This window comes from Acinetobacter sp. YH12231 (assembly GCF_013417755.1).
Lineage (GTDB): Bacteria > Pseudomonadota > Gammaproteobacteria > Pseudomonadales > Moraxellaceae > Acinetobacter > Acinetobacter amyesii.
In genome coordinates this window covers 1-25,340 of record NZ_VPDJ01000008.1, presented here as the reverse complement: position 1 = coordinate 25,340, position 25,340 = coordinate 1, and the positions used below count along the sequence as shown (strand labels likewise).

The 25,340-nt window shown below is 39.1% G+C and carries 27 protein-coding genes, 2 tRNA genes and 1 pseudogene; 17 read left to right on the top strand and 13 right to left on the bottom strand.

Annotation, left to right across the window (positions count from 1 at the left end):
• Nucleotides 1-78: 78 nt before the first annotated feature.
• The 11 genes from FTV11_RS05710 to FTV11_RS05660 all read left to right on the top strand — a co-directional run bounded on the left by FTV11_RS05710 (nt 79) and on the right by FTV11_RS05660 (nt 8,803).
• Nucleotides 79-528, top strand: a complete 450-nt coding sequence (locus FTV11_RS05710; RefSeq protein ID WP_180003252.1) for a thioesterase family protein — start codon at nt 79-81, stop codon at nt 526-528.
• A gap of 195 nt (nt 529-723) precedes the next feature.
• Complete coding sequence (gene lepA / locus FTV11_RS05705; protein ID WP_078192005.1) at nt 724-2,541, top strand: translation elongation factor 4; 1,818 nt, start codon at nt 724-726, stop codon at nt 2,539-2,541.
• Between the two features lie 21 nt (nt 2,542-2,562).
• Nucleotides 2,563-3,390, top strand: a complete 828-nt coding sequence (gene lepB, locus FTV11_RS05700; RefSeq protein WP_111883978.1) for a signal peptidase I — start codon at nt 2,563-2,565, stop codon at nt 3,388-3,390.
• Between the two features lie 20 nt (nt 3,391-3,410).
• Entirely contained in the window at nt 3,411-3,782 is a 372-nt protein-coding gene (locus FTV11_RS05695) for a DUF4845 domain-containing protein (protein ID WP_168378031.1), read from the top strand.
• Complete coding sequence (gene rnc / locus FTV11_RS05690; protein WP_111883979.1) at nt 3,754-4,452, top strand: ribonuclease III; 699 nt, start codon at nt 3,754-3,756, stop codon at nt 4,450-4,452. The genes FTV11_RS05695 and rnc overlap by 29 nt, the downstream gene beginning before the upstream one ends.
• Complete coding sequence (era, locus tag FTV11_RS05685) at nt 4,452-5,480, top strand: GTPase Era (RefSeq protein ID WP_180007638.1); 1,029 nt, start codon at nt 4,452-4,454, stop codon at nt 5,478-5,480. The genes rnc and era overlap by 1 nt, the downstream gene beginning before the upstream one ends.
• A 33-nt stretch (nt 5,481-5,513) precedes the next feature.
• Nucleotides 5,514-5,711, top strand: coding sequence for an NF038104 family lipoprotein (locus FTV11_RS05680; RefSeq protein WP_180009944.1), 198 nt, complete (start codon nt 5,514-5,516; stop codon nt 5,709-5,711).
• Nucleotides 5,712-5,719: 8 nt separating this feature from the next.
• The gene (gene recO, locus FTV11_RS05675) at nt 5,720-6,436 is read left to right on the top strand and encodes a DNA repair protein RecO (RefSeq protein WP_180010013.1); all 717 of its coding nucleotides are present in this window, start codon (nt 5,720-5,722) and stop codon (nt 6,434-6,436) included.
• A 9-nt stretch (nt 6,437-6,445) separates the two neighbouring features.
• Nucleotides 6,446-7,171 (top strand): pyridoxine 5'-phosphate synthase, encoded by a 726-nt coding sequence (gene pdxJ, locus FTV11_RS05670; RefSeq protein WP_180003244.1) that lies wholly within the window; start codon nt 6,446-6,448, stop codon nt 7,169-7,171.
• A 17-nt stretch (nt 7,172-7,188) separates the two neighbouring features.
• Nucleotides 7,189-7,842 carry a tRNA-(ms[2]io[6]A)-hydroxylase gene (locus FTV11_RS05665; RefSeq protein WP_078190322.1) on the top strand — a complete coding sequence of 218 codons (654 nt, stop codon included), beginning with the start codon at nt 7,189-7,191 and terminating at the stop codon, nt 7,840-7,842.
• A 136-nt stretch (nt 7,843-7,978) separates the two neighbouring features.
• A complete protein-coding gene (locus tag FTV11_RS05660; protein ID WP_180073570.1) occupies nt 7,979-8,803 on the top strand; it encodes a DUF4198 domain-containing protein in 825 nt (274 codons plus the stop codon).
• A gap of 45 nt (nt 8,804-8,848) precedes the next feature.
• Here the strand turns inward: FTV11_RS05660 and FTV11_RS05655 are convergent, their stop codons facing one another.
• Both FTV11_RS05655 and FTV11_RS05650 read right to left on the bottom strand, forming a co-directional pair.
• Nucleotides 8,849-9,922, bottom strand: a complete 1,074-nt coding sequence (locus FTV11_RS05655) for a hypothetical protein (protein ID WP_180073569.1) — start codon at nt 9,920-9,922, stop codon at nt 8,849-8,851.
• Between the two features lie 88 nt (nt 9,923-10,010).
• A tRNA-Asn gene (locus FTV11_RS05650) sits at nt 10,011-10,086 on the bottom strand.
• A 251-nt stretch (nt 10,087-10,337) separates the two neighbouring features.
• Between FTV11_RS05650 and FTV11_RS05645 the strand changes: the two genes are divergently transcribed.
• The gene (locus tag FTV11_RS05645) at nt 10,338-10,796 is read left to right on the top strand and encodes a hypothetical protein (RefSeq protein ID WP_180073568.1); all 459 of its coding nucleotides are present in this window, start codon (nt 10,338-10,340) and stop codon (nt 10,794-10,796) included.
• Nucleotides 10,797-10,847: 51 nt separating this feature from the next.
• Here the strand turns inward: FTV11_RS05645 and FTV11_RS05640 are convergent.
• The 3 genes and pseudogenes from FTV11_RS05640 to map form a co-directional block, all read right to left on the bottom strand.
• A pseudogene (locus FTV11_RS05640) lies at nt 10,848-11,274 on the bottom strand (PaaI family thioesterase).
• A 290-nt stretch (nt 11,275-11,564) separates the two neighbouring features.
• Complete coding sequence (locus tag FTV11_RS05635) at nt 11,565-12,791, bottom strand: pyridoxal phosphate-dependent aminotransferase (protein WP_111883988.1); 1,227 nt, start codon at nt 12,789-12,791, stop codon at nt 11,565-11,567.
• Between the two features lie 270 nt (nt 12,792-13,061).
• Complete coding sequence (gene map, locus FTV11_RS05630) at nt 13,062-13,889, bottom strand: type I methionyl aminopeptidase (protein WP_168378021.1); 828 nt, start codon at nt 13,887-13,889, stop codon at nt 13,062-13,064.
• 207 nt (nt 13,890-14,096) lie between these two features.
• Between map and rpsB the strand changes: the two genes are divergently transcribed.
• From rpsB to FTV11_RS05615, 3 genes are all read left to right on the top strand, one after another.
• The gene (gene rpsB, locus FTV11_RS05625; protein ID WP_078190314.1) at nt 14,097-14,843 is read left to right on the top strand and encodes a 30S ribosomal protein S2; all 747 of its coding nucleotides are present in this window, start codon (nt 14,097-14,099) and stop codon (nt 14,841-14,843) included.
• 141 nt (nt 14,844-14,984) lie between these two features.
• Nucleotides 14,985-15,860 carry a translation elongation factor Ts gene (tsf, locus tag FTV11_RS05620; protein ID WP_180066391.1) on the top strand — a complete coding sequence of 292 codons (876 nt, stop codon included), beginning with the start codon at nt 14,985-14,987 and terminating at the stop codon, nt 15,858-15,860.
• A gap of 174 nt (nt 15,861-16,034) precedes the next feature.
• On the top strand, nt 16,035-16,544 hold the full coding sequence (locus FTV11_RS05615) for a DUF3465 domain-containing protein (RefSeq protein ID WP_180073567.1): 510 nt from the start codon (nt 16,035-16,037) through the stop codon (nt 16,542-16,544).
• A gap of 253 nt (nt 16,545-16,797) precedes the next feature.
• Here FTV11_RS05615 and FTV11_RS05610 read toward each other — a convergent pair whose 3' ends face one another.
• The 7 genes from FTV11_RS05610 to FTV11_RS05580 form a co-directional block, all read right to left on the bottom strand.
• Nucleotides 16,798-17,253 (bottom strand): DUF962 domain-containing protein, encoded by a 456-nt coding sequence (locus tag FTV11_RS05610; protein ID WP_180073566.1) that lies wholly within the window; start codon nt 17,251-17,253, stop codon nt 16,798-16,800.
• A 152-nt stretch (nt 17,254-17,405) separates the two neighbouring features.
• Nucleotides 17,406-18,020, bottom strand: a complete 615-nt coding sequence (locus tag FTV11_RS05605; RefSeq protein ID WP_180007647.1) for a septal ring lytic transglycosylase RlpA family protein — start codon at nt 18,018-18,020, stop codon at nt 17,406-17,408.
• Between the two features lie 286 nt (nt 18,021-18,306).
• Complete coding sequence (mltB, locus tag FTV11_RS05600) at nt 18,307-19,308, bottom strand: lytic murein transglycosylase B (RefSeq protein WP_180007648.1); 1,002 nt, start codon at nt 19,306-19,308, stop codon at nt 18,307-18,309.
• Between the two features lie 786 nt (nt 19,309-20,094).
• A complete protein-coding gene (locus tag FTV11_RS05595; protein WP_180007649.1) occupies nt 20,095-20,745 on the bottom strand; it encodes a hypothetical protein in 651 nt (216 codons plus the stop codon).
• Nucleotides 20,746-20,762: 17 nt separating this feature from the next.
• Nucleotides 20,763-21,581, bottom strand: coding sequence for an NADPH-dependent 7-cyano-7-deazaguanine reductase QueF (queF, locus tag FTV11_RS05590; RefSeq protein WP_180007650.1), 819 nt, complete (start codon nt 21,579-21,581; stop codon nt 20,763-20,765).
• Nucleotides 21,581-22,354, bottom strand: coding sequence for an ABC transporter permease (locus FTV11_RS05585; protein ID WP_078190306.1), 774 nt, complete (start codon nt 22,352-22,354; stop codon nt 21,581-21,583). Before FTV11_RS05585 ends, queF begins: the two co-directional genes overlap by 1 nt.
• Complete coding sequence (locus tag FTV11_RS05580; protein WP_168378014.1) at nt 22,351-23,286, bottom strand: ABC transporter ATP-binding protein; 936 nt, start codon at nt 23,284-23,286, stop codon at nt 22,351-22,353. Before FTV11_RS05580 ends, FTV11_RS05585 begins: the two co-directional genes overlap by 4 nt.
• 188 nt (nt 23,287-23,474) lie before the next feature.
• On the opposite strand from FTV11_RS05580, the gene FTV11_RS05575 reads away from it, so the two are divergent.
• Nucleotides 23,475-23,550 (top strand) — tRNA-Arg (locus tag FTV11_RS05575).
• Nucleotides 23,551-23,713: 163 nt separating this feature from the next.
• The gene (locus FTV11_RS05570; RefSeq protein WP_180073565.1) at nt 23,714-24,943 is read left to right on the top strand and encodes an integrase arm-type DNA-binding domain-containing protein; all 1,230 of its coding nucleotides are present in this window, start codon (nt 23,714-23,716) and stop codon (nt 24,941-24,943) included.
• Between the two features lie 148 nt (nt 24,944-25,091).
• Here the strand turns inward: FTV11_RS05570 and FTV11_RS17070 are convergent, their stop codons facing one another.
• Nucleotides 25,092-25,226, bottom strand: a complete 135-nt coding sequence (locus tag FTV11_RS17070; RefSeq protein ID WP_257223188.1) for a hypothetical protein — start codon at nt 25,224-25,226, stop codon at nt 25,092-25,094.
• Nucleotides 25,227-25,340: the final 114 nt, after the last annotated feature.

Sequence of the window (25,340 nt, the reverse complement as noted above, 5' to 3'; positions counted from 1 at the left end):
AACTTTAGCGTTTTTGCAATTCACCCTTAGATAAAAATGGGTAGACTGTGGGCCACAATTTAAAATTTGCAGGACGCTATGAGCGATATCTTTGATTTAAAAATTACAGTTCAAGCTGAACATATCGACACATTAAATCATGTGAATAACGTGGTGTACGTCAGTTGGATGCAAGATGTCGCGACAGCACATATTGAAGCTTTGGGTTTAGGCTTAAAAGAATATATTGAATTGAAGCATGCCATGGTCGCTGTTGAGCATCATGTGCAATATCGTAAAGCAGCGCTCGAAGGTGAGGAGATTATTTTACGAACTTGGCTAAATGATATCAATGCATTGTATTCGTTTCGGCAGTATGTATTTTATCGCCCTAAAGACAAAGCGATATTATTTACAGGCAATACACAGTGGGCATGCATTGAAATTGCTACAGGCCGTCCAAAGCGCATGTCGCCAACATTTACCCAAGCTTATCAACCCATCGCAGATAGCATAAATCCGCTTGATTTTAGTGCTTATGATTTCTGATTTTTAATTGAAACCTCATATTAAAGCGAAGACTAGTTAAGTTCTACACGCAGGATAAGTGCTTAGCATAAAAGCAATGCATTATTTTCGATACTTTGAAAAATCCATCTGCTATAATCCTCGGCAATTTCTATTCGGCTTTTGCTATGCATAAAGAATTGCATGCATAGCGCTTTTATTTTTCCAAGGTAGCCCATGGCGCAAGCTAAAAAATCTGTTGATATAAAAAACATTCGTAACTTCTCGATCATTGCGCATATCGACCATGGTAAGTCGACGCTTGCCGACCGATTTATTCAAACTTGTGGTGGCCTGCAAGATCGTGAAATGCAGGCACAGGTTCTAGATTCTATGGAATTAGAACGTGAGCGTGGTATTACGATTAAAGCTACGTCTGTGACTTTGTATTACACTCATCCTAACGGTGAAGAATACCAGCTTAACTTTATTGACACACCTGGGCACGTTGACTTTTCTTATGAAGTTTCACGTTCACTTGCTGCATGTGAAGGCGCATTATTGGTGGTCGATGCTGCACAAGGTGTAGAAGCCCAGTCTGTTGCTAACTGCTATACAGCAATTGAACAAGGCTTAGAAGTCCTACCTGTTTTAAATAAAATCGATTTGCCGCAAGCAGAGCCAGAGCGTGTTATTCAAGAAATTGAAGACATTATTGGTATCGAAGCGACTGAAGCACCTACATGTTCAGCTAAAACCGGTCTAGGCATTGAAGGGGTGCTTGAAACACTAGTCAATGTCATTCCTGCACCCGAAGGCGATCGTAATGCACCATTACAAGCCTTAATTGTTGACTCTTGGTTCGACAACTATTTGGGTGTGGTTTCTTTAGTTCGTATTAAAGAAGGTCGTGTGCGTAAAGGCGATAAAATGTTGATGAAATCAACTGGTCAAACGCACATCATCACCTCAGTAGGTATTTTTAATCCTAAACATACAGAAACTGACATGCTCGAAGCAGGTGAAGTTGGTTTCGTGATCGCGGGTATTAAAGATATTTTTGGTGCTCCAGTTGGTGATACGATTACCTTGGCAACTACACCAGAAGTTCAAAGCTTACCGGGTTTCAAAAAAGTGAAACCACAGGTCTATGCAGGTTTATTCCCAATCGATTCAAGTGAATTTGAACCGTTCCGTGAGGCGCTGCACAAACTGCAAATTAATGACTCAGCGTTGTTCTTTGAACCTGAAAGTTCAGATGCACTTGGTTTTGGCTTCCGTTGTGGCTTCTTGGGTATGCTGCACATGGAAATTGTACAAGAACGTTTAGAACGTGAGTATGATCTGGACCTGATTTCTTCAGCACCAACCGTAATTTATGAAGCGGTGATGAAAAATGGTCAAACCATTTATATCGACAGTCCTTCTAAAATGCCTGATGGTTCAACAGTTGAAGACTTACGTGAGCCAATTGCCGAATGTCACATTTTAGTACCGCAAGAATACTTGGGTAATGTGATGACGTTATGTGTTGAACGTCGCGGCGTTCAAAAGAATATGAAGTTTATGGCGAACCAAGTGGCCATTACGTTTGAAATTCCAATGGCTGAAGTAGTGATGGATTTCTTTGATAAATTGAAATCATGTTCACGCGGTTTTGCATCGTTAGACTATAACTTTGTGCGTTTTGAGTCTTCATCCCTAGTTAAGGTGGATGTGTTAATCAACGGTGAAAAGGTTGATGCCTTGGCCATGATTTGCCACCGACAAGATGCTCGCCATCGTGGTATTGCACTTGTGGAAAAAATGAAAGATTTAATTCCACGTCAAATGTTCGATGTTGCTATTCAAGCAGCGATTGGTGCACAAATCATTGCACGTTCAACTGTAAAAGCGATGCGTAAAAACGTTTTGGCTAAATGTTATGGTGGTGACGTGTCGCGTAAGAAGAAACTTCTTGCGAAACAAAAAGAAGGTAAGAAACGTATGAAACAAGTGGGCAGCGTCGAAATCCCACAAGAAGCGTTCCTTGCTGTATTGAAAGTAGAAAGATAATAAATAGAGGTTTATGAGCTCATGGATTTTGACTTTAATTTGATCCTTGTTCCTGCCACAGTCATTTTTTTCTTAATTTGGTTGTTGGATAAGTTTGTCTGGAAGCAACGGCAGACCAAAGGTAAGGGGAATGAAAATGTCGTTATCGCATGGGCTTATGATTTCTGGCCGATTTTAGCGATAGTTTTGGTGATGCGTTCATTCTTATATGAGCCATTTAATATTCCATCTGACTCTATGGTTCCAACCTTAGAAACAGGTGATTTTATTGTGGTGAATAAATATCAGTATGGCGTACGTTTACCTATCGTCAATAAAAAAATTCTTGATGTCGGTGAACCTGAGCGTGGTGATGTCATTGTATTCCGTTATCCACCACAACCAACCATCAGCTATATTAAACGAGTGGTCGGTTTACCAGGTGATCATATTATTTACGATCATGGTCAACTGAGTGTGAATGGTCAAAAGGTGGCAAAAGTTCCTGTAGAATTTAGCCGTGAAAAAGATCAACTTGATACACCTACATCGATTTATCATAAAGAAACCATGGGTAAGCATACGTTTACCATGCGTGAGCTTGAAGGCGTCAATGTTGCGCGCCAAGCACCATTTATCAACTATGTTGAAAATGGTAAATATTCAACAGAAAATGGTTTATATTGGGAAGTTAAGGTTCCTGAAGGTCACTATTTCGCGATGGGGGATAATCGCGATCAAAGTGCGGACAGTCGTTTTTGGGGCTTTGTGCCTGAAGAAAACCTCACTGGACGTGCTTTTTACAAGTGGATGCATAAGGAACCTGGTTTAAAACTGCCTTCATTTAGTCGTAATGGCAGTATTGATTAGTCTTACATCAGGAAAATAAAATGAGACATCAACGGGGAACGTCTTATATCGCAATTTTAATTGCTATTATTGGGTTTGCTTTTTTAGCTAAAGCTTTAATTGCGGTTTGGGGACCGTATGTTGACGACCGTCTCGTCAACAATGAAATTGAAGAATTGATGAAGAGCAGTCCTAAAAATATTGCTCCGAGTAAGTTTGAGTCACAAATGTCACAGCGTTTAGATATGAATGGTGTACGTGATTTAAATTTTAAAGATATTGCTCAAGTCACTAATGTAGATGGTCTACAAGTGAAAACAGATTATGAAATAAGAAAACCTTTCTTATTGAATATTGATATTGTGTTGAAGTTCGAGAAAAGTTTTGATCAAAGCTCAGTCCAAGCTAAATGAAGCTCGTTTAGCAAGTCGTATCGGTTATCAGTTTAAACAACCTGAATTGTTACAACTGGCCTTGACCCACCGATCGGTGAGCCATAAATACAATTATGAACGCCTAGAATATCTGGGCGATTCATTATTGGGTATGATAATTGCCAATTATCTGTACCATGCCTACCCGCATGAAAATGAAGGGCGTCTAACGCGTATGCGTGCGACACTGGTTCGTCAGGAAGCGCTAGGAAAAATTGCCAATGACTTAAAACTCAGTCAAGAATTAATCTTGAGTACAGGTGAGTTGAAATCTGGCGGTCATCATCGTGAGTCTATACTTGCAGATACCGTTGAATCGATCATTGGTGCAATCTATGTCGATTGTCAGGATTTAAAAATTCTGGAACCGATTGTTCTTAAATGGTATGTGCCATATTTAGATCATATTGAACCGACCGATCAACTGAAAGACCCTAAATCACGTTTGCAAGAGTATTTACAAGCACGTAAAAAACCTCTCCCGGTTTACGAGGTTGTAGATATTCAGGGTGATGCTCCGAACCAACATTTTAAAGTTGAATGTACAGTCGAAGGGCTCCCTGTTAAATACGGTGAAGGTTCAAGCCGTCGCTTTGCTGAACAAGCTGTAGCGGCAGAAATCTTAGAAATTTTGGAGAAAAAGTCTTAATGACTACTCATTCCGATCACGTAGATGCTGATCACGAGTCGCAAGGCGACAGTAACGATTTAATTAGTCAGTTTTTTAGTGCACAAGGCACTGAAATCCCTGCCGATTTTAAAAGTGGTTTTGTGGCGATTGTTGGTCGTCCAAACGTGGGTAAATCAACGTTAATGAACCATATTTTGGGTCAAAAACTTTCAATTACGTCTCGTAAACCACAAACGACGCGTCATAAAATTGTGGGTATTGACTCACGTGAAAAGTCTCAAGCGGTATTTGTTGATACGCCTGGGATGCACAAAAAAGAAGTTCGTGCCATCAATAAAATGATGAACCGTGCGGCGCATTCTGCACTTCGTGATGTGAACTTGGTTTTGTTTGTGATTGATGCAGACAAATGGACACAGAATGATGATTTAGTGTTAGAGAAGCTAAAAAATGCCGATATGCCAGTGATTCTTGTGATCAATAAAATTGATACGCTAGAAAACAAAAACCATGCATTACCCTTGATACAAGAACGTGCGAAATTAATGAATTTTGCAGAAATTGTTCCTGTATCAGCGTTACGCGGTGCAAATTTGGATCATTTGCGCAGTACGATTGAGAAATATCTGCCGTTCCAACCACCACTGTATTCACTTGAGCAATTGACTGATCGTTCAGAGCGTTTCCTTGCATCTGAAATTATCCGTGAAAAAATCATGCGTCAATTGGGTGAAGAGCTGCCTTATGATTTAACCGTTCAAATTGAGTCGTTTAAAACAGAAGAAGCAACAATTAATCCAAAAACAGGTCGTCCTAAAGCGGCGTGTACCTATATTGATGCGACGATTTTTGTCGATCGCTCTGGCCAAAAAGCCATTGTGATTGGTGAGAAAGGTGCCAAACTGAAGAAAATCGGTATGGATGCACGTGTGGATATGGAAAAAATGTTCGAGCAAAAAATCATGCTGACACTTTGGGTGAAAGTCAAAGGTGGTTGGTCTGATGATGAACGTGCATTGAAAAGCTTGGGTTATAGCGATATTTAATTGCTAGACATTTAAAACTTTGAGGGAAGAGTAATGATGAAAGTATTAGCTGTAGTGGCATGTGTTTTGTTTCTACAAGGGTGTATTCATAAAATCGTTACTGTTCCTGTCAAAGTGGCTTATAAAACCACAAAAGGCGTGGTCAAAGGGACCGCTGCAGTTGTAGGTGCAGTCATTCCAGATGGGGGTGATGATGAAGAAGACGAAAAGAAAAAGAAAGACAAGGATTAATATCTTAAATCATGCGTAATGAGATACTGCATGGTTATTTAATTCACCATCGTAAATATCGTGAAAAAAGTCATATCGTGCACTTGTTTACGCAGGAGCATGGCCGAGTTGATGGTATTCTCAGGCAAACACCTCCGCCTCAGTATCAACCGATCTGCTTGCAAGCCTCCGGCAAGTCTGAGCTTAAAAATTTCAGTAAACTTGAAATTGTAAATCAACCCATATTCTTTTATGGGGATGCTTTTTTTTCAGGTTTTTATTTGAATGAAGTCTTATTGAGGTTATGTCCCTTAGAGGTCGAGATGCCAGAGACATTTGCTCAATATGCGCATACCTTAGAACAACTCCAATGCATGTCTGCGCAAGAAAATCCTGACCTGTTTTTGCGACAAATCCTTAGACAGTTTGAGCATGAGCTACTTGAAGAGTTGGGTTATGCGCTGGATTATTCAACTGATGCAAATCAACAGCAAATTCAGCTTCATGAAAATTATCAATTTCATTTAAATGAAGGTTTTCAACCTGTCATTAAAGCCTCACGCGCAACATTGTCAGGTCAACATATTTTAAGTATGTGTGATTATGAAAAAGGTGGGGAATTTAATTCTGAACAGTTACAATTACTGTCTAAGTTGTACCGACAAATGATTACTTCCTTGCTTGGCGATCGTCCATTAAAAAGTCGTCAATTGTGGATACAGAATTCTCAAACTCAACGTCATTAGGAAAGAATTATGGCAGCTTTGCTTGGTGTAAATATTGACCATGTGGCAACACTACGAAATGCACGTGGGACAACTTATCCAGATCCTGTGAATGCCGCAATTATTTGTGAGCAAGCGGGGGCGGAAGGGATTACGCTACATTTACGTGAAGATCGTCGCCATATTAAAGATGATGATGTTCGTCGTATGCGTTCTGTATTAAAAACCCATATGAATCTTGAAATGGCAGTGACCAATGAAATGGTTGAATTTGCCAAAGAGATTCAGCCGCATCATGTATGCTTTGTTCCTGAAAAGCGTGAAGAAGTCACGACTGAAGGCGGTCTAGATGTTGTTGGGCATTTTGAAGATGTAAAAAATGCGACTCAAGCACTCGCAGCGATTGGTTGCGAAGTTTCATTATTTATTGATGCTGACTTTGCTCAAATTGATGCGGCGATTGCCTGTGGCGCGCCAACGATTGAGTTGCATACAGGTGCATATGCAGATGCTGAAACACCTGAAGCGCAGAAAGCAGAGCTGGAGCGTATCATTCAAGGTGCTGAATATGCGGCATCTAAAGGTTTGATTGTGAATGCTGGTCATGGCTTAAATATTGACAATGTCACTCCAATTGCTCGCATTGCGCAAATTCATGAACTAAATATTGGTCACTCGATTATTGCTGATGCAGTGTTTATTGGATTGGCACAGTCTGTAAAACAAATGAAAGCTGCGATTAAAGCCGCACGTTAATTTTTTAAGTAAAGTATATGTCAAATATTGATTATGATGCCCTAATGAAGCCAGTCATTGGCTTCTTGGGGTGTGAAACACCAAAAGCATGGCTAGATGAAGCTTTAAATAATTTGGATATCCTGATGCAGGATCATGCCAATTGTGAAAAGAAAGCTGCAAGTACAGCAATGAATTTGATGTTTCGTTATAGTTTTTTCTCGGATTTACAAATCAAACTGGCACAGCTAGTACGTGAAGAAATGCTTCATTATGAGCAAGTGCTGGAACTGATGGCAAAACGTGGTCAGGAATGGACTGCAATCAGTGCTGGTCGGTATGCAGGTGGTTTACGTAAAGAAGTGCGGACTTATGAGCCAGAAGCGTTAATTGATATTTTGGTGATCGGCGCATTCGTTGAAGCACGTTCATGCGAACGTTTCTATGCGCTTGCACCGCACGTGGATGAAGAGTTGGGTCGTTACTACCGCTATTTGCTAAAGTCTGAATCACGCCATTATGAGGACTATTTAGCATTGGCCATGGATGTGGCGACGACCAATAAGCTAAAGAACCCGAAAGAAGATATTCAGATGCGTATTGAGCATATTCGTGAAGTTGAAAAAAATCTGATTAGCAGCCCAGATGAGTTATTCCGCTTTCATAGTGGTGTGCCAGTCAAAGCAGCTTGATAAAAGAATCCTCCAGAATGGGGGATTTTTTATGCACTTAAAATAAATGATAATAAGAATTATTTATAATTATCTTGGGTGAATCTAAAATGAAACGATCTCTATGAATCAAACAATTTAAGCTCACTTATTCAATATGAAATTACAATTCACTTTACTCTGTATCGCTTTGTGTGCGGTTGGTCAGGCTGAAGCGCATTATCCTTATGTTGCACCTCTAAACTATCAAACATTTAATAATCATAGTGCCATTCTTTCTGGTTTTTATGACAATCCGTTTGTTTCTGAAATAGCCATTAAAAATTTTAATTTCCATGTACATACACCGTCAGGTGAAAAGCTGCATCTAACAGATGCCGATTGGGCAAAAACTCAAACAGTCAGCAGTTATAGTTTAGAAAATAAGCAAGATGGCACGTATCGTATTCGCGGTGAAAAGCAGGGAAGTACAGCGCGTTTTGCTTATGATCAAAAGCAGTGGAAAGCGTTAATCAATGGTGTGCGTGATCCTCAAAAAACTGCGAATGCAAATGTCATTTATACAGCCGAGTTGACTAAAAAGTCGCAAATCAAAAGTATTCAAACGCAGGAAATCATTGAAACTTTTGTATCACGCCGTGCAACCTCTACACATGTGGTGAATCATTTACATGATGGCTTTGATGTGCAATTTAAAACCCATCCAAATGCTATAAAGCATAATGAGCCTGTGCAACTGAAAGTGCTAGATCAGAAAAAAGCGGTTGCGGGTTTACAGGTTGAAATTTTGCAGCAAACCACGGATTACAGCCGTGAAGGAAAAGTTTATAAAACGCTTAAAACTGATCAAGATGGAAATTTGAATTTTAACCTATCAGATCGTGGTCAGTATTTGCTGAAAATGGATTATCAACAGCCTTTTGAAATGAAGGAACACGCATTAAAACGATATAAATATACTTTGAGTTTTAATGTGATTTAAAGAGAAAAAGCTCTGCGATTTGCGGAGCTTTTTTATGAAAATGATTTAGCTATCTTTAGGTTCAAGATAAAACATCGATAAACCTATCAATAAAATTAAACTGGTTTGAGTGAAAAAGTGTTTATTAAAACCACCATAATATTGCTGCGAATAGCCTGCAATCAGTAAACAACCCGTTAAATAAAGCAATCGATAATATCGGCTCTCAAAACAATAACAGACACTTGCAAAACATAAAATCAGGCAGCCAATCACCATATAATGGATATCCCAAATGATGGTGTTGATTGCAAATAAAAGTGCTGAAAGTGCGCCGATAGATAAATTACGCAGGCTTTCAAACCCTTGAAAAATGTGCATCAAAGCTAATATGAAGAATGGCAATAGAGCAAGTGCATATTTTATTCTTATACTGTTTTGCGTCATGAGCATAAAATTTTGCTGTTTCTCAACAATGGGGCTAGTACTGATGCTTAGCCTAAGCCATTGCAGGGTTAAGTGTTCAGGGATGTTGGCTTTAACTAAAAATTTGAGAGTGGCTTGTGGTGGAATAATATAATTTTCTTGGAATTCATGGCCATAAAACATCCATGACTTATTGGTCTCTAGTGTGTGATATTGCGTATTTTTTTGAGTTGAGATGTTAAAAAGTTGTCCAGTTGCATTTAACCCAGCTTTCATACATGGTGTTTCTTTCTCGTGAACAATACATAACGGCAGTACCGAAATTTCAAGATCTTTTCGAGTTTGTTGCTGACCTGCAAAATCAATATGGATATACAGTTGATCAGATTGGTTTTGCAGTGTAATCGGTGTGCTCGACCAATATTGTCCTTCTGTTATCTCGTTCAATACAGATTCAGATATTTCGGGAATGCTATTGTGATTTTGAATCTGCTGAGGTGGAATCAACCACTGTAGGTTGCTGTCAAGAAGGGTGTTAGATTCACTATTATATAAATTGGGTGGTGTTTTGAAATGTTGCTCAATTTCACTTTCGGGTGTGCAGCTCACCAAATAAATTGCAAATGGGCTGATAATAATTAAAAGAAAAATGAATGCAGTGAGGTAGTGTTTTAAGGCAGTTTTATTTGATTCAGCATCAACTTGAATGAACATTTTTTTTATTTTAATGACAATGACTTATAGATTATATGTAAATCATAGGCATTAAAAAAGCCCATTTAAATAAATGGGCTTTAGAATTTGGCTCTCCAACCTGGGCTCGAACCAGGGACCTGCGGATTAACAGTCCGTCGCTCTACCGACTGAGCTATTGGAGAATCTGAATGCGATTATAAGCAGATTTTGAAGAGGGTCAAGCTAAAAATACCAATATGAGGAGAAATGCGTGATAGATGTTTTTTATTTGAACAAAAAGAAGGATTTTTTAGAAAAAATGAATCTTAGGCTTGCAAAGAAAAAATTCAATTGATAGTCTGAATGCAACAACAGAGCGTTTAAACATATGTTTAAACAGTGTGGATTTAAACCCAACTTGCCAGCACTAAAATGGCTAAACAGGAGAAAGCGAATGAATACGCTGACTATTTCTCAGATTTTTTCAAACTTTTCTTTTTATCAAGAAAACTATCTTTCCATTATCAGTAACCAAGAGCAATATCAAACACCTGTCGAAGGGGCGTACGTTGACGTTTGGCCTTTGGGTCGACGTGACTTAGCATTGGGTGATTTATTACAACTGTGGTTTAGTGAAAAATGGTTGATCAACGCGCCATGTCATTTACGTTTTGAATATCAAGATGATGGCCGTCGTGTGCCTTTGCAACGCAAGCAAGATTTGTATTTATACCAATTGGCAGGTAATGCGTTATCAGGCTCAAATCGTTCTAAAGTATGGTCTATTTCAGAACAACGGGAACTTCGTGTTGAGTTAGATAGTGCTTTAAAATATTATTGCTTTCAAAAGGGCAGTAATCGCATTGATCTAAGCGAAGGCCAATTAATTCGCGCCTTACATTCAGCAATTTAAGTTTGAATCATCATCTGCTCGCATTGAATTGCGAGCAGAAAAATAAAAATATTAAGGACGTATAATCATGCAAGTTGCAGTTGCATGTGCATAAAGTTTGCCATTGTCATCAATAATTTTCCCTTCAGAAATCCCTAAATTTTTACTGATATTAATGACTGTTCCTATCGCTGTAAGTTCAACATTCTTTGGGATCGGACGACACATTTTAATATTTAAGTCGATGGTGCCATAACCCACACCAGCCTCTAATAACGTGTGAATGGCACAACCTGTCACCGAGTCGAGTACCGTAGCAGCAAAGCCACCATGCACGCCGCCTAGCGGATTTATGTGTCGTGCATCTGCTTTAGCCTTAAAGCTAATACTGCCCTCAGATACTTCATAAGGCAATAGTTTCGCTAATACTTGCAGGAGGAATTTTCCCTGCACACATGGCTTGTAGAAGTTGCAGTCCGGTCATTTCTTTTGGGTTCATTATTCTGGCCTATTTTACGAGTTCTAAAAAGGAATCTAAGTTTAACATAGCTAATTGTTGAAATTATTGTCAAGTTGATTCTTTGAAGCTTTCATTGAGTAATCTTGCATTTAGTATTTTGGTATCGGCTAAAATCGGTGAGGAGTGTGTTCAGGAGGCATGGCATTTAACTGGCATACGCCGTCGTCTTATTATCCTTAAATGGAAACATAGCAAATATTATAAAATGGCTCAGATATAAAAAAACCCGCGAATATCGCGGGTTTTTTTGATTTGATCTTTAGATCAAATTATTTTTCAGCAGCAATTGAAGCAATCGCAGCGTCTACGCCTTCGATTGAGTCAGCAGCTTTCTTGATACGTGCAAGTGCATCTACAAGCACTTCGTCTGCAGTTGCATAAGAAATACGCATGTAACCACCTAGACCGAACGCATCACCAGGAACTACGGCAACACCAGTTTCTTCCAATAACCATGCAGAGAATTCTGTGCAAGATTTTAAACCTTTTGCACGAATCAGTGGACGGATGTTTGCGTATGCATAGAATGCACCGTCAGCAGGAAGGCAAGTAATACCGTTGATGTCATTCAAGCCTTTCACAACTAGGTCGTGACGGCGTTTGAATGCTTCAATCATTGGCTCAAGAACGTCTTGAGGGCCATTCAATGCAGCTTCAGCAGCAACTTGTGAAATAGAAGTTGGGTTTGAAGTTGATTGAGATTGGATTTTTTTCATCGCACCAATAAGTTTAGCAGGGCCCGCTGCGTAGCCAATACGCCAGCCAGTCATTGCATAAGCTTTAGATACACCGTTAAGAACGATTACGCGATCGTAAAGGTCTGGTGCAACTGTTGCGATGTTATAGAATTCGTCGTCCCAACGGATTGGTTCGTACATGTCATCAGAAGCAACTAAAACTTCAGGGTATTTACGTAGAACGTCAGCTAAAGCAAGTAATTCTTCTTTAGTGTAGATCATACCTGTTGGGTTAGAAGGGCTGTTTAGAACCACTAAACGAGTTTTGTCAGTGATTGCAGCTTCTAATTGAGCAGGCGTAATTTTGAAACGTTGGTCTTCACCACATTTCACAATTACAGGAGTGCCTTCAGCAATGATCACCATGTCTGGGTAGCTTACCCAGTAAGGAGCAGGGATAATTACTTCGTCACCTTTGTTTAACAAAGCAAGTGCCAAGTTAAAGAAAGATTGTTTACCACCACAAGAAACCAAAATTTGGTTTGCAGCGTAATCAAGGTTATTGTCGCGTTTTAATTTAGCAATAATTGCTTTTTTAAGACCTGGAGTACCGTCAACAGCTGTATATTTAGTGAAGCCATTGTTGATAGCAGCAATTGCAGCATCTTTGATGTGTTGTGGGGTATCGAAATCCGGTTCACCTGCGCCTAAACCAATTACGTTTTTACCAGCAGCCTTCAATTCAGCAGCTTTGTTAGTAACAGCAAGTGTAGGGGACGGTTTGATGCTATTTACACGATCAGACAGACGTACGTCCACGGCAGTATTCCTTCTTATAGGGATTAAAAAATAAAAAGCACACTATCTTAGCTTAAATGCACAGTAATGGGGAGTGGCAAAATCAACAATGTGCAAAAAAGTGTGATATTCCATCCTAACCATATAATTGAGAAAATTTACATTGAGTTACTTAAATTTTTAATCAAATTTTATGGCAAATTCTTAAAGTCACGGACAAAAATAGGGCATAAAAAAGGCCACAATATGTGTGACCATTTTTAATAAAATTTTGTGCTTCAAATACTTTGCTTATTGAACAAAACGCGATAGATCTTCTTCAGGGCGAGCAGTTAGCACTTCTACACCATTTTTTGTTACAAGTAGCGTGTGTTCGTACTGTGCAGACAAGCTATGATCTTTAGTCACGACAGTCCATTTGTCGCCAAGAAGTTTGGTTTTCCAGTCGCCACCGTTCACCATTGGTTCGATGGTAAAGGTCATGCCTTCTTCTAAGATCATGCCTGTATTGGGTTGACCGTAGTGTAAAACTTGTGGTTCGTCGTGGAAAACAGTACCGATACCATGACCACAGTATTCACGTACAACGCCAAAACGTTCTGATTCAACATATTGTTGAATGGCATTACCGATATCGCCCATGGTTGCGCCCGGTTTTACTACCGCCATACCACGGTACATGGCTTCTTGAGCAACTTTACATAAACGGTTCGCTAAAATAGATGTTTCACCACCCACGATGTACATCATGTTGGTATCACCGTGGTAACCATCTTTAATCACAGTGACATCGATGTTTAAGATGTCACCTTTTTTTAACTTTTTGCTTTCAGATGGAATACCGTGACACACAACATGGTTCACTGAAGTACAGATCACGTGCTGGAACGCTGGACGACCCGGCGCAGCGCCATAACCTAAACAAGCAGGAATAGCTTCTTGTTTGTTGACAATATAGTCATGACAAATCGTATCAAGTTCGAGGGTAGTCACACCTGGAACAATATGCGGTTTGATCATATCCAAAACTTCTGCCGCCAGTCGACCCGCGACGCGCATTTTTTCAATTTCGTCAGGCGTTTTAATTAATCGACGTGGAGCTTCGTAAGTACTGTTCATGATCTCTAAAAACTTTTGGAAATTTGTATGTGACTATGGTATAAATAGCCGCCCATTTTATCAAATGCTTTTTCGTGAATATCTTTCACGAGCTTTGTGCGATGGGGCAATAAAATCCGCACATATATCGACACATTTCTCTGGGTGCCTTTTTAGGTGGAGAATGCGGGTATATGGAGGCCTAACCCAAACTTTAAGGTAAAGAAAATGGCAGATTACAACGTAAGCATGCGCGACCTTCTTCAAGCAGGCGCACACTTCGGTCACCAAACACGTTTTTGGAATCCAAAAATGCGCGAATACATCTTCGGCGCGCGCAACAAAATTCACATCATCAACCTTGAGCACACTGTTCCTGCGTTAAATGATGCTTTGAACTTTGCTAACAACTTGGCTAGCAAAAAGAACAAAGTTTTGTTCGTTGGTACAAAACGTGCAGCTTCTGCAATCATCCGTGAACAAGCTCAACGTGCAGGTCAACCATATGTTGATCACCGCTGGTTGGGTGGTATGTTGACTAACTGGAAAACTCTTCGCCAGTCAATCAACCGTCTAAAAGACCTTCAAACTCAATCTACTGACGGTACTTTCGCTAAACTTACTAAACGTGAAGCTTTAGAACGTACTCGTGAGATGGAAAAACTTGAACGCGCTCTTGGCGGCGTTAAAAACATGGGTGGTTTACCTGACGCATTATTCGTAATCGATGTTGATCACGAAGCAATTGCAATTAAAGAAGCTAAAAACCTTGGTATTCCTGTTATCGGTATCGTTGATACAAACTCTAACCCAGACAACGTAGACTACGTTATCCCTGGTAACGACGATGCGATCCGTGCAGTTACTCTTTACGCTTCTGCTATGGCTGATGCGATTCTTGCTGGTAAAGAATATGCTCAATCACAAGCAAATGCACAAGCTAAAGGCGAAGAAGCTCCTGCTTCTGAGGCTTAATGCGTTTGACGTAAGCTTGTCATTTTTGCGACACGTGATGGTGGCAAAGTAAGCGTCATGTATGCAGACGGCCCAAGAGACAGCTCTGGGCCGTTTCTGTTCTAAAAAGAATTCATTTTCTACCGTATTTAGGAGATTAACATGACTGCAGTTACAGCAAGCATGGTTAAAGAATTGCGCGATCGTACTGGTCTTGCAATGATGGAATGTAAAAAAGCATTAACAGAAGCGGGCGGTGACATCGAATTAGCGATCGACAACCTTCGTAAATCTGGTCAAGCTAAAGCTGCTAAAAAAGCAGGTAACATTGCTGCTGACGGCGCGATCACTATCGCTCAAGAAGGTAATAAAGCAATCCTTTTAGAAGTGAACTGTCAAACTGACTTCGTTGCTAAAGACGAAAACTTTGCTGGTTTCTCTGCTAAAGTTGCTGCTGCTGCGCTTGCTGCTGGTGTAACTGACGTTGCTCAAATTGCTGAATTGAAACTTGAAGATGGTGCTACTGTTGAAGAAGCTCGTATTGCGCTTGTTCAAAAAATCGGTGAAAACATCCAAGTACGTCGTGCTCAAATCGTTGAAGGCGACAACCTTGCAGTTTACAAACACGGTTTAAAAATCGGTGTTGTAGTTGCATACGCTGGTGATGCTGAAACTGGTAAAGGTTTGGCTATGCACATCGCTGCATTCAACCCTGTTGCTGTAAACGAAGCTGGCGTTTCTGCTGAACTTATCGCTAAAGAAAAAGAAATTGCTGAAGCCAAAGCAATTGAATCTGGTAAACCAGCAAACATCGTTGAAAAAATGGTAACTGGTTCAGTTCAAAAATACTTGAACGAAGTTGTTCTTGAGAACCAAATGTACGTTATCGACAACGATAAGAAAGTTGCAGAAGTTCTTAAAGCAACTGGTACTACTGTTGCTAACTTCGTACGTTTCGAAGTTGGTGAAGGTATTGAGAAAAAAGCTGAACTTTCTTTCGCTGAAGAAGTTGCTGCTGCTCAAGCTGCTGCAAAATAATCTCTGATTATTTGTAGAAAAAAGCCCTCGTTTTAGAGGGCTTTTTTTATGGCTGTAGCTTTACTGATTTCAAAGCTATTTAAACTTTATATTGTGTGCATTCTTGTGCATAGATTCTATTTTTATCCATATTAATGACTATAATGAGTTGAAAATTTAGATTTAAACTTAGTTATGGCAAACAAAACAAACTTAACCATCGGCGGAATTATTGTTGCGCTTGCAGCAGCTTATTTCGGAATAGATTTACAACAAAAAAAAACTGCACAGGTTCAGACGACAGCTGAACAAAACTCACAGCCACAAATAGAATCAGTACAAACAGTAGATGTTCATCAAAAAGGGCAGAGTGCTGAAGATATTATTGCGCATGCATTTAAAAATAAACTCAGTAATGTTCAGGTTGAGGGTGCGGGTCAAGTGAAAGCGGTACTTCGAGATGATAATGAAGGTAGCCGACATCAAAAGTTCATTTTGACCTTAAATAATGGTCAAACGCTTTTAGTCGCACATAATATCGATCTTGCTCCACGAATTGACGACTTGCAAAAAGGCGATACGGTTCAATTTTACGGTGAATATGAATATTCAGATCAGGGTGGTGTGATGCATTGGACACATCACGATCCGAATGGACGTCATCAAGATGGTTGGTTAAAGCATCAAGGTAAAACCTATCAATAAAAATCACGTAGTCGTTTTTAACTTTAGTTATTTAAATGATCATGATTCAGATGAAGCTATCAACATAAAATTGGATTAATCATATTGAGTAAAAGCCAGTGTTTAAACACTGGCTTTTTGGTCGTATAAATAGAAAAAATGATTGGAAATACCAGAGATAAATACACCTATAAACAATAGGGTTTTAAGCATCGAATATGAAGAAAACCGATGTGGAATAAGTGAAAAAGAGATCTATGAAATTAATCGTGCTCTAAATGCTCTTTATTTGCGATTTATAGCGTGTTTTCCAATTATCAAGTACTTTTCCTGCAAATGTATCTAAACACCAAATAGGGCCAATGAGGAGGAATTGGAGATCTTTGAAAAAAGAGGGCTTTTTACCTTCAATTTTATGGCCATAAAATTGACCAATCCATGCGAATATAAAGAGCGCGATATAAAAGCCATATCCAACTGGTAACACCCAAATTAGCCATGCCATGATTAATGTTAACGCGGCGATTGCAACAGCAAGGACAATGTCTAAACGTGCGTAAAAGATAAATGCTAAAGCAAGTAAGACAGCAGTAAGTAGCGCGCTAAAATGCGCCAATATGCCAATGATTGAAAAATAAATCGTGGGTACGCAAATCCAGTGAATCATTTTATTGGTTTTATTTTGATGACTTTCGCTGTATTCATCAAACCATTCGTTGATTGTTTTCATGATAGTCCTTAATCATGGGGAAGGACTTCAATATAAACAAGAATGCGGGAAGGGTCAAAATCAGGATTACTGATGATTTGAAAGGCTAAGAGGCTTCAAATAAAAAACCACGCTAGGCGTGGTCTGTTAACTGCAGTCACTTCATTGGAGAATTAAGAATTTGGACCGTCTACGCGTTCAATGCTCACATTTGCAGTACCTGCACTGGTAATACCCAATTGCTTAGCAGCACCATAAGATAAATCAAGAACACGGTTACCATGGAATGGACCACGGTCATTTACTTTCACCACGACGCTTTTACCATTATTGCGATTCGTAACACGAATAAAGCAATTAAGTGGCAGGCTACGATGTGCTGCTGTAAGTGCGTTCATGTCAAACGTTTCACCGCTTGCTGTTTTACGACCGTGGAATTGACGACCGTACCAAGAAGCAGTACCTGTTTGAGTGAACTTACGAACAGTATTCGATGCAACAGTATTTAACTTTTCAATCACTGAAGGCTCATCTTCAGGAATTTCGATTTTAGCAGCGATTGTTTGACGACGAATTTTATCGCCAGAACGCTCAGTGATTGAAAGGCTACTTAAATTCGTAAAGTTTGAATTGAAGCTTTGAGCTTCTTTATTCAATACACGAGCTGCAAGACGCGAGTTGTCATTATCATGATTGAATGATGATGACTGAACCATCTCAGCTTGTGACTGACTTAGCGCAACTGCCGTGGCAAGCGCTAAGGCATATTTAATAATTGATGACTGCATTGTTTATCTCCCAATGGCATATTTACTGGTTCAACTAAGTCGCTGATATCCATGTAAACACGTCTGATATTTCACTTTTGCAACTACATTTAACGAGATGGATAATATTCATGCCATCAATAGGCTGTCTAGTGTTTAATTAAAATACTTTGAAAATGTCTAAAAAATTAACAATATTTGGTTAATAAATAATCAATAATGTAACAAGATGTGTAAAATGACGATTAAATGCTCATTTTGGTGAAAATATTTGTTGACTTTTTTGTTCTATAAGAAAAAACCAGTCTTATCGACTGGTAACTTCAGTGCCTAAAAGCCATAGTGCAGTCGCATACATACGGCTTTTGTTATAGGTTGTAATGACCTGAAAATTTGGATAAGTGATGTAATAAATTGGTCCATAACTATCTTGCAATTGGATGACATTGACTAAATCGAGATCATCGATTTTTACCAATGGATTCATAGGGGTTACACCTTGAGCCTTGAGTACACCATAGGGTGTTGGCTGGTTTAAATCCTTTGCAATAATAGCATCTGGGTTGTTTCCGCTATAGCGAGCAGCAAAAGCAATCGGTTGATTACGCTGCCAACCATAATTTGCTAAATAATTTGCAATTGAACCAATGGCATCGACAGCCGAATTACGCAGGTCAACATGACCATTGCCATCGTAGTCCACACCAAATTTTGGAATGTTACTTGGCATAAATTGAGGATAACCCACAGCACCTGCATATGAACCGACGACAGAGTTGGTTGGAACACCATCTTTATATGACCAAGCAATCAGTGCAGCAAGTTCATCTTGGAAATATTGCGCACGGCGTTCATAGCCAAAACCAAGGGTCGCCAAAGCATCACGGGTAATAAAATTACCTTTATTGCTGCCGTAGCCTGTTTCAACACCCAAAATGCCTAAAATCACGGATTGAGGCACACCAAATTGTTGTTCTGCACGATTTAAAGTGTCGGCATATTGATTTTTGAAGCGAACGCCGCGTTGAATTGTACTTTCAGCTAAAAAATTGGTTTTGTATTGGTACCAAGGCTTTGATTCACCAGGTCTATTCATAATGCTAATAATATTGGGTAGGTTTTTACTACCTTGCATTGCCCAATCAATTTGACTCTCACTTAAACCATAGGTTTGCATGGTATTTTGTTTAAAAGCTGCATAGGCTGGATGAGACTGAAAGTCGTTGGCTTGACAGAAACTAGTCAGTGAAATTGAACCGGCCATAATGGCAATATGTGATAGTTTTTTATAAAAATTTCGATTTAGCATAAATAAAAAATTTCCAGTTGCTTTAGCGATGAGTATGAACAAAATTTCGAGGGGAAAAGATCCTGAAAATTGTGATGACCTTCTGGTTTCATAGCTCATTAAAGGTAAACGTTACCAATAGCAACTAAGATACCACTGACAGCGCATGCTTTCATAAATAGATATACAAAAAAAGACAAAGCAAAGGGTTTTTTCGCAGTTAACATATTGAAAAGTGACATATTCATTTACATAACTTTCAAATATTCACAAATCATTTGAAATAAAGATGACTCTAAAACTCATGCGTCATAAAAACGCAGAACGAGTAAACTTTATCGCGTTGCGAAATACTGTTTAGAAGCTACAAAAGTTGCAATGTTATATCTAAAAATAAAGGGATAGGATTAAAAAGGTATCGGTCTAAAACACCCATATGCAAGCAGTGTTTTATTCATTACATAGTTTTTGTTCGCCAGCGCTTCAATGCTGTTGAAAACGTCGCTATATAGTAGAAATATAGACTGAATGATAAAAAAGAAAGAGATTGAATATTAAAATGGACGCATTGAAATTTAAGCCAAAATGACGGCTCACATTAAAATATGATCTATATTCAGGTTCTTCCTGTTCTTTGTAGATTTTTAAAAATTGTGGATATCAATGTACTGTCTTTCTTTTAATAAAAATCTGTTCAATTCTAGAACTGTGTTTGCATGACTATATAGTCATTGTATCGGGATTCGATTTTATGCGTTTAGCCATAAAAAAACCTAGCTGAAGCTAGGTTTTGACGAGTAGTGCGATTTATTTGTTAAACATCGAATCATGTGCTTCTGCAAGGGCACCTAGCTCTTCTTTGGTCAGATTTGGGAAAATCTTATCAATTGCAATATGAATAGCTTTAATCACAGCAGAAGAACCGATATCGGCTGCTTTACGCTTAATCATGCCTAAATCGAGTGTTTTATTAAAGTCATTCATAAAATGACGCACTGCAGCTTCAGCAAACTGTTTATACAGTTCACCAAAAGCAGCTTTATTGATATCTACACCCGATTTAATTTCGGCATAACTGTTCTTAAGGTTAGTGACCAATCCTGCATCTAAGCTCAGACCTACACGATAAGTGCCAGTCGCGTCTTGAAATAAACTTCGTTCTGAAAATTCAATGGATTGTTTCACCACATCATTCGGAGATTTACCCAATAGCTGCTTTAACAATACAGCGACTGTTGATTTGACATAGCCAGCCAGTTTTTCTGCTGTGTCGCGCTTATCGCTTGCAGGAAACAGATGAACAGGAGCTAATATAGTTGCACCAATGATTTCTTCATTAATCAGCAAAGCTGTTTTATCACGTAAAGGATAAAGGGGTTCACTCGAATTTTTTTTCGCGTGACCATTTTGGATACTGCTTAGAAGTTCCTCAGAAGGAATAAAACCAAAAAATGGCATCACTAACCTCAATTTTTTTATTGTCGCGCCAATCGAATGGGGCGAGGCATCCATGTTAAATCCGATACACGACAAGGGTTGATATCCAATCCACCACGGCGTGTATAGGCAGCATATACCATCAGCTGACTTGGTTTTAAATGTTGCCAAATATCGGCAAACATTTGCTCCACACATTGTTCGTGGAAACCATTATGCTGACGGTAAGAAATAATATAAGCCAGAATACTACGATAACAAGGCTTAGTACCTTTATACCGTATAAATACCGTTCCCCAATCAGGTTGACCCGTGACTGGACAGTTACTTCTTAATAAATGTGAATAAAGTTGAATTTCAACTTCTTCTTGCGCTGCATCTTCATCTAAAGAGAGTAAAGCTGCATTTGGATGATTTTCTAACTGGGTGGGTTCTAAGTCATCAATACAGATGCCTTGCGGTTTTGAAATTTCAACTTCATCAACATGAAATAGATCAATAGTCACAGCGGCATTGGCTGCAGCAGATAAGTCTTTTTCAACGGTTGCTTTAAACGCTGCCTGAGAATCAAATTTGGTAAAGTTCATACTATTAAAGTAGAGCTTTAAAGATTTCGATTCGATGAGGTTGTCTGAACTTGCAGGCAAAGTTAAACGGCCAATAGCGACTTGAGGCACACCAGAAGCATTTAACCAAGAAATTTCAAAAACATGCCACCAGTCTGTACCTTGGCGGATGCCTTCCACATGGGCATATTGTTCACGTGCAGTGGCACGTGCAATCGGAAACAGAATAGCAGGTTGATATTCTGTTGGGTAATTGGTGTCTTTGCCTAAAAGGGATTGTTCTACACTCATTATTCACGCATTCCTGAACCACGAGAAAGTAAATGATACGCCACGCCATAAAGTACAACGCAACATGCAGTAATAACTGTCAATGAAATGCCGACATTCACATCGCTATGACCTAAAATACCGTAGCGGAATGCATTGACCATATACACGACAGGGTTGATTAAAGAGAGATTTTGCCAAAAAGGACTCAGTGATGAGATGGCATAGAAAACACCGCCTAAATAAGTCAGCGGAGTCAGGACGAAAGTCGGGATAATCGAAATGTCGTCAAAAGACTTTGCATAAACAGCATTAATAAATCCGCCAAGAGAAAACAGCAGCGAAGTAATGAGAACTGTATATATAGTTACGAAGATATTGGTCAGGTGTAATTCAGTAAAAAATAGGCTCATCGCAGTGACAATAAAGCCGACTAAAACACCACGGCAAACACCACCGATCACATAACCCCAAAGCACCATGTGTAACGGCACTGGACTCATGATTAATTCTTCGATGCTTTTTTGAAATTTTGCACTAAAGAAACTGGATGACACATTGGCATAGCTGTTGGTAATGACCGCCATCATAATTAAGCCGGGCACGATGAACTGCATATAGCTAAAACCACCCATTTGCCCAATGCGTGAACCGACTAAATTACCGAAAATCACAAAGTACAAACTCATGGTGATTGCCGGTGGGAGAAGGGTTTGCGGCCAAATACGCATGAAACGGCGAATTTCTTTATACACTAAGGTGTAGAGGGCAATACACAGTTGGTTAAAATTCATTGTGCTGCACCTTCAAGATTTTTTTCGACCATACGGACAAACAGTTCTTCTAGTCGGTTAGATTTATTACGCATACTTCGAACCTGAATACCTTGAGATTCCATGAGTTGGAATAAATCATTCAAGGTATGGCCTTTATCCATAGTGACTTCTAAGGTGACAGGATCTACTAAGTTGAAACGGACACCAATAATTTCTATATGGATCGGTTCAATGGGTTCGGCTAGATCGAAAATAAATGTTTCTTCATTCAACTGGCTGAGGAAACCTTTCATGCTGGTGTCTTCTTTAATCACACCACGATCAATAATTGCGATTCGACGGCACAACATTTCAGCTTCTTCTAAATAGTGTGTCGTTAAAATAATGGACGTGCCTTTTTCGTTCATTTCAGTGAGGAAATCCCACATCGAACGGCGTAGTTCAATATCAACACCAGCAGTCGGCTCATCTAAAATCAGCAGTTTAGGTTCATGCATCATGGCACGAGCGATCATTAAACGGCGTTTCATACCGCCCGATAGCATGCGTGCTTGGGTGCTACGTTTTTCCCAAAGGCCAAGCTTTTCTAAATATTCCTCTGCACGTTTCTCTGCTATCTTTTTAGAAATACCGTAATAACCAGCTTGAGTCACCAAAATATCAAATGTTTTTTCAAATTGACCAAAGTTAAATTCTTGAGGTACAACGCCCAAACACTGCTTTGCATGCGAGGGATGGGTATCTAAATTGTGCCCAAAAATTTCGACAGTACCTGAAGTTTTACGGGTTAGTGAACTGATAATACTAATCGTGGTAGATTTTCCTGCACCATTGGGACCTAAAAGTGCATAAAATTCACCTTCGGGTACTGTTAAATCAATACCTTTAAGCGCCTGAAACCCATTTTTATAGGTTTTTGACAGCTGCTTTAACGTTAGTGCATCAGTCATAAATAATTCACTCTATAAATAGTATGAGTATTGTGCGATATCGGGGCAAATAAACCAAGTAAATCGTATGGAATTCTGCATTTTAAAAATAGAACGTTGTATAAAGCTTAAGCAGAAAAATACCTAACATCTATATAGTTGCTTTACCTTACAGTTTTTTTTGTTATGATGTGCGCAATCCAAAATAAGCGCTCATAGCTCAACTGGATAGAGTACAGGTCTCCGAAGCCTGTGGCGTGGGTTCGAGTCCCGCTGAGCGCACCATTTCACTGTTTTACCTCATCCGAAGAAATACGAAAATCATTAAAAATAAATAGCTTACGTACTTCTCTTGTCCGATATTGTCCGAAGGTGTTTTAGGTTATTTAAGTTTTTTGCGGTAATTTTTGCGGTAATTTCAAAATTATTGCGAAGGCTTACCGTAAAAATGCCAAAAGTAATTGTAAATCTGACAGATACACAGATTCGTTCAGCTGTAAATTCACATAGAAAGTTATCAACAAAGGTTCAAATTAAACTTTCAGATGGTAAAGGACTATTTTTTATTATTAATAAAAATGGCAATTCCTATTGGAGATTGGACTACGCTCGCCCAATCACTAAAAAGCGTAATAGTATTTCTTTGGGCACATACCCAGAGGTATCATTACTAAATGCCCGAGCAAAAAGAACAGAATATCGAGAATTACTTGCTCAAAATATAGATCCAGCAATTCTGAAGAAAAATGACGAAGAAGCTAAATTAGGTAAAAATACTTTCGCTTTAATCGCTGATGAATATCGTAAGACGGAAGAACTTGAGCCTAGTACTCAGCGAAGAAACGAATTCGTATGGGATAAGCTATATGCATCAATAGGTGAGATGGTAATAACCGATATAACACCTACTCAGATTTTAGATGTTTGCCGTATTTACGAAAGGCAAGGAAAGACTGATTCCGCTAAAAGAATGCGAAGCAAAGCATCTCAAGTCTTTCGATATGCGATTGCTTTAGGATTGTGTCAATTTAATGTTGCGGACCAGATTAGTGGGATATTAAAAGTTGGTAAAACCAAGCATAGATCAGCGATCACAAATGAACAAATGCTAGGACAGTTATTGTGGAATATTAATAATAGTGTTGGCCGTGGTGATATCACAATAGACTATGCCGTGAGAATATTACCTCATGTTTTTGTACGTCCAGGAGAATTACGTGCAGCAAAATGGGCAGATATCGATTTTAAAAATAGAACATGGAGTTATACACCGCCTAAGACCAAAAATCAGACAGCCCTACAACATATTGTTCCTTTGTCTGATCAAGTCTTGAAGCTGTTCCAAGAATTGTATTGCATTACTGGATATACCGAATATTGTTTTGTGTCTATGCGAGATAAAACGAAAACCATCAGTGAATCGACTATTAATAAGCGATTAAAGCAATATGGCTTTGAAAATGGTGAAACAACTGGGCATGGGTTCAGAGCAACAGCAAGAACTTTATTAGATGAAGTATTGAAATTTCCTATTGAACGTATTGAGCAGCAGTTAGCTCATCAGGTCCGTGATATGCATGGAAGGGCGTATAACCGAACAAAGTATTTGGAGGAGAGGATAGTGATGATGCAAGCATGGTCGAATTATTTAGAACAATTAATGCAAGAAAATGCATAGTAAATAATTTATAAATATTAGTGGGTTATGGTGACGTCATATACACCAGAATTCAATTCAGAAATGCTCGACTGAATATATAAGCCCTTAAATTCAATGTTTAAGGGTTCTATTATTGGTTGTATTGTCCGATCTGAACTAATACATCTTATTCAGAGTATGTTTCTGAAAGTTGTGGGCTCCCTCCATCAATACCATGCTCTTTGCAAAGATTTTCAAAATGTTCTTTGGCTGAAGTCTCTTTCAACAGTTTTTGCTTTAATTCAAAAGGGCTTTGTTGCACAAACCTATCTGTAAAGGCTTTTTCAGCGATATAATTTTCAAATGAAGAAGCCTACACACAAAATCTACCGCACAACCAATTGGCCCGCATATAACCGAGCACTCATGAGTCGCG

Excerpts from the sequence above, each read along its gene's own strand:
- FTV11_RS05710 (WP_180003252.1), top strand. The coding sequence starts at position 79 with ATGAGCGATATCTTTGATTTAAAAATTACAGTTCAAGCTGAACATATC.
- lepA (WP_078192005.1), top strand. The coding sequence starts at position 724 with ATGGCGCAAGCTAAAAAATCTGTTGATATAAAAAACATTCGTAACTTC.
- lepB (WP_111883978.1), top strand. The coding sequence starts at position 2,563 with ATGGATTTTGACTTTAATTTGATCCTTGTTCCTGCCACAGTCATTTTT.
- FTV11_RS05695 (WP_168378031.1), top strand. The coding sequence starts at position 3,411 with ATGAGACATCAACGGGGAACGTCTTATATCGCAATTTTAATTGCTATT.
- era (WP_180007638.1), top strand. The coding sequence starts at position 4,452 with ATGACTACTCATTCCGATCACGTAGATGCTGATCACGAGTCGCAAGGC.
- FTV11_RS05680 (WP_180009944.1), top strand. The coding sequence starts at position 5,514 with ATGATGAAAGTATTAGCTGTAGTGGCATGTGTTTTGTTTCTACAAGGG.
- pdxJ (WP_180003244.1), top strand. The coding sequence starts at position 6,446 with ATGGCAGCTTTGCTTGGTGTAAATATTGACCATGTGGCAACACTACGA.
- FTV11_RS05665 (WP_078190322.1), top strand. The coding sequence starts at position 7,189 with ATGTCAAATATTGATTATGATGCCCTAATGAAGCCAGTCATTGGCTTC.
- FTV11_RS05660 (WP_180073570.1), top strand. The coding sequence starts at position 7,979 with ATGAAATTACAATTCACTTTACTCTGTATCGCTTTGTGTGCGGTTGGT.
- FTV11_RS05655 (WP_180073569.1), bottom strand. The coding sequence starts at position 9,922 with ATGTTCATTCAAGTTGATGCTGAATCAAATAAAACTGCCTTAAAACAC.
- FTV11_RS05645 (WP_180073568.1), top strand. The coding sequence starts at position 10,338 with ATGAATACGCTGACTATTTCTCAGATTTTTTCAAACTTTTCTTTTTAT.
- map (WP_168378021.1), bottom strand. The coding sequence starts at position 13,889 with ATGAACAGTACTTACGAAGCTCCACGTCGATTAATTAAAACGCCTGAC.
- rpsB (WP_078190314.1), top strand. The coding sequence starts at position 14,097 with ATGGCAGATTACAACGTAAGCATGCGCGACCTTCTTCAAGCAGGCGCA.
- tsf (WP_180066391.1), top strand. The coding sequence starts at position 14,985 with ATGACTGCAGTTACAGCAAGCATGGTTAAAGAATTGCGCGATCGTACT.
- FTV11_RS05615 (WP_180073567.1), top strand. The coding sequence starts at position 16,035 with ATGGCAAACAAAACAAACTTAACCATCGGCGGAATTATTGTTGCGCTT.
- FTV11_RS05610 (WP_180073566.1), bottom strand. The coding sequence starts at position 17,253 with ATGAAAACAATCAACGAATGGTTTGATGAATACAGCGAAAGTCATCAA.
- FTV11_RS05605 (WP_180007647.1), bottom strand. The coding sequence starts at position 18,020 with ATGCAGTCATCAATTATTAAATATGCCTTAGCGCTTGCCACGGCAGTT.
- mltB (WP_180007648.1), bottom strand. The coding sequence starts at position 19,308 with ATGCTAAATCGAAATTTTTATAAAAAACTATCACATATTGCCATTATG.
- FTV11_RS05595 (WP_180007649.1), bottom strand. The coding sequence starts at position 20,745 with ATGCCATTTTTTGGTTTTATTCCTTCTGAGGAACTTCTAAGCAGTATC.
- queF (WP_180007650.1), bottom strand. The coding sequence starts at position 21,581 with ATGAGTGTAGAACAATCCCTTTTAGGCAAAGACACCAATTACCCAACA.
- FTV11_RS05585 (WP_078190306.1), bottom strand. The coding sequence starts at position 22,354 with ATGAATTTTAACCAACTGTGTATTGCCCTCTACACCTTAGTGTATAAA.
- FTV11_RS05580 (WP_168378014.1), bottom strand. The coding sequence starts at position 23,286 with ATGACTGATGCACTAACGTTAAAGCAGCTGTCAAAAACCTATAAAAAT.
- FTV11_RS05570 (WP_180073565.1), top strand. The coding sequence starts at position 23,714 with ATGCCAAAAGTAATTGTAAATCTGACAGATACACAGATTCGTTCAGCT.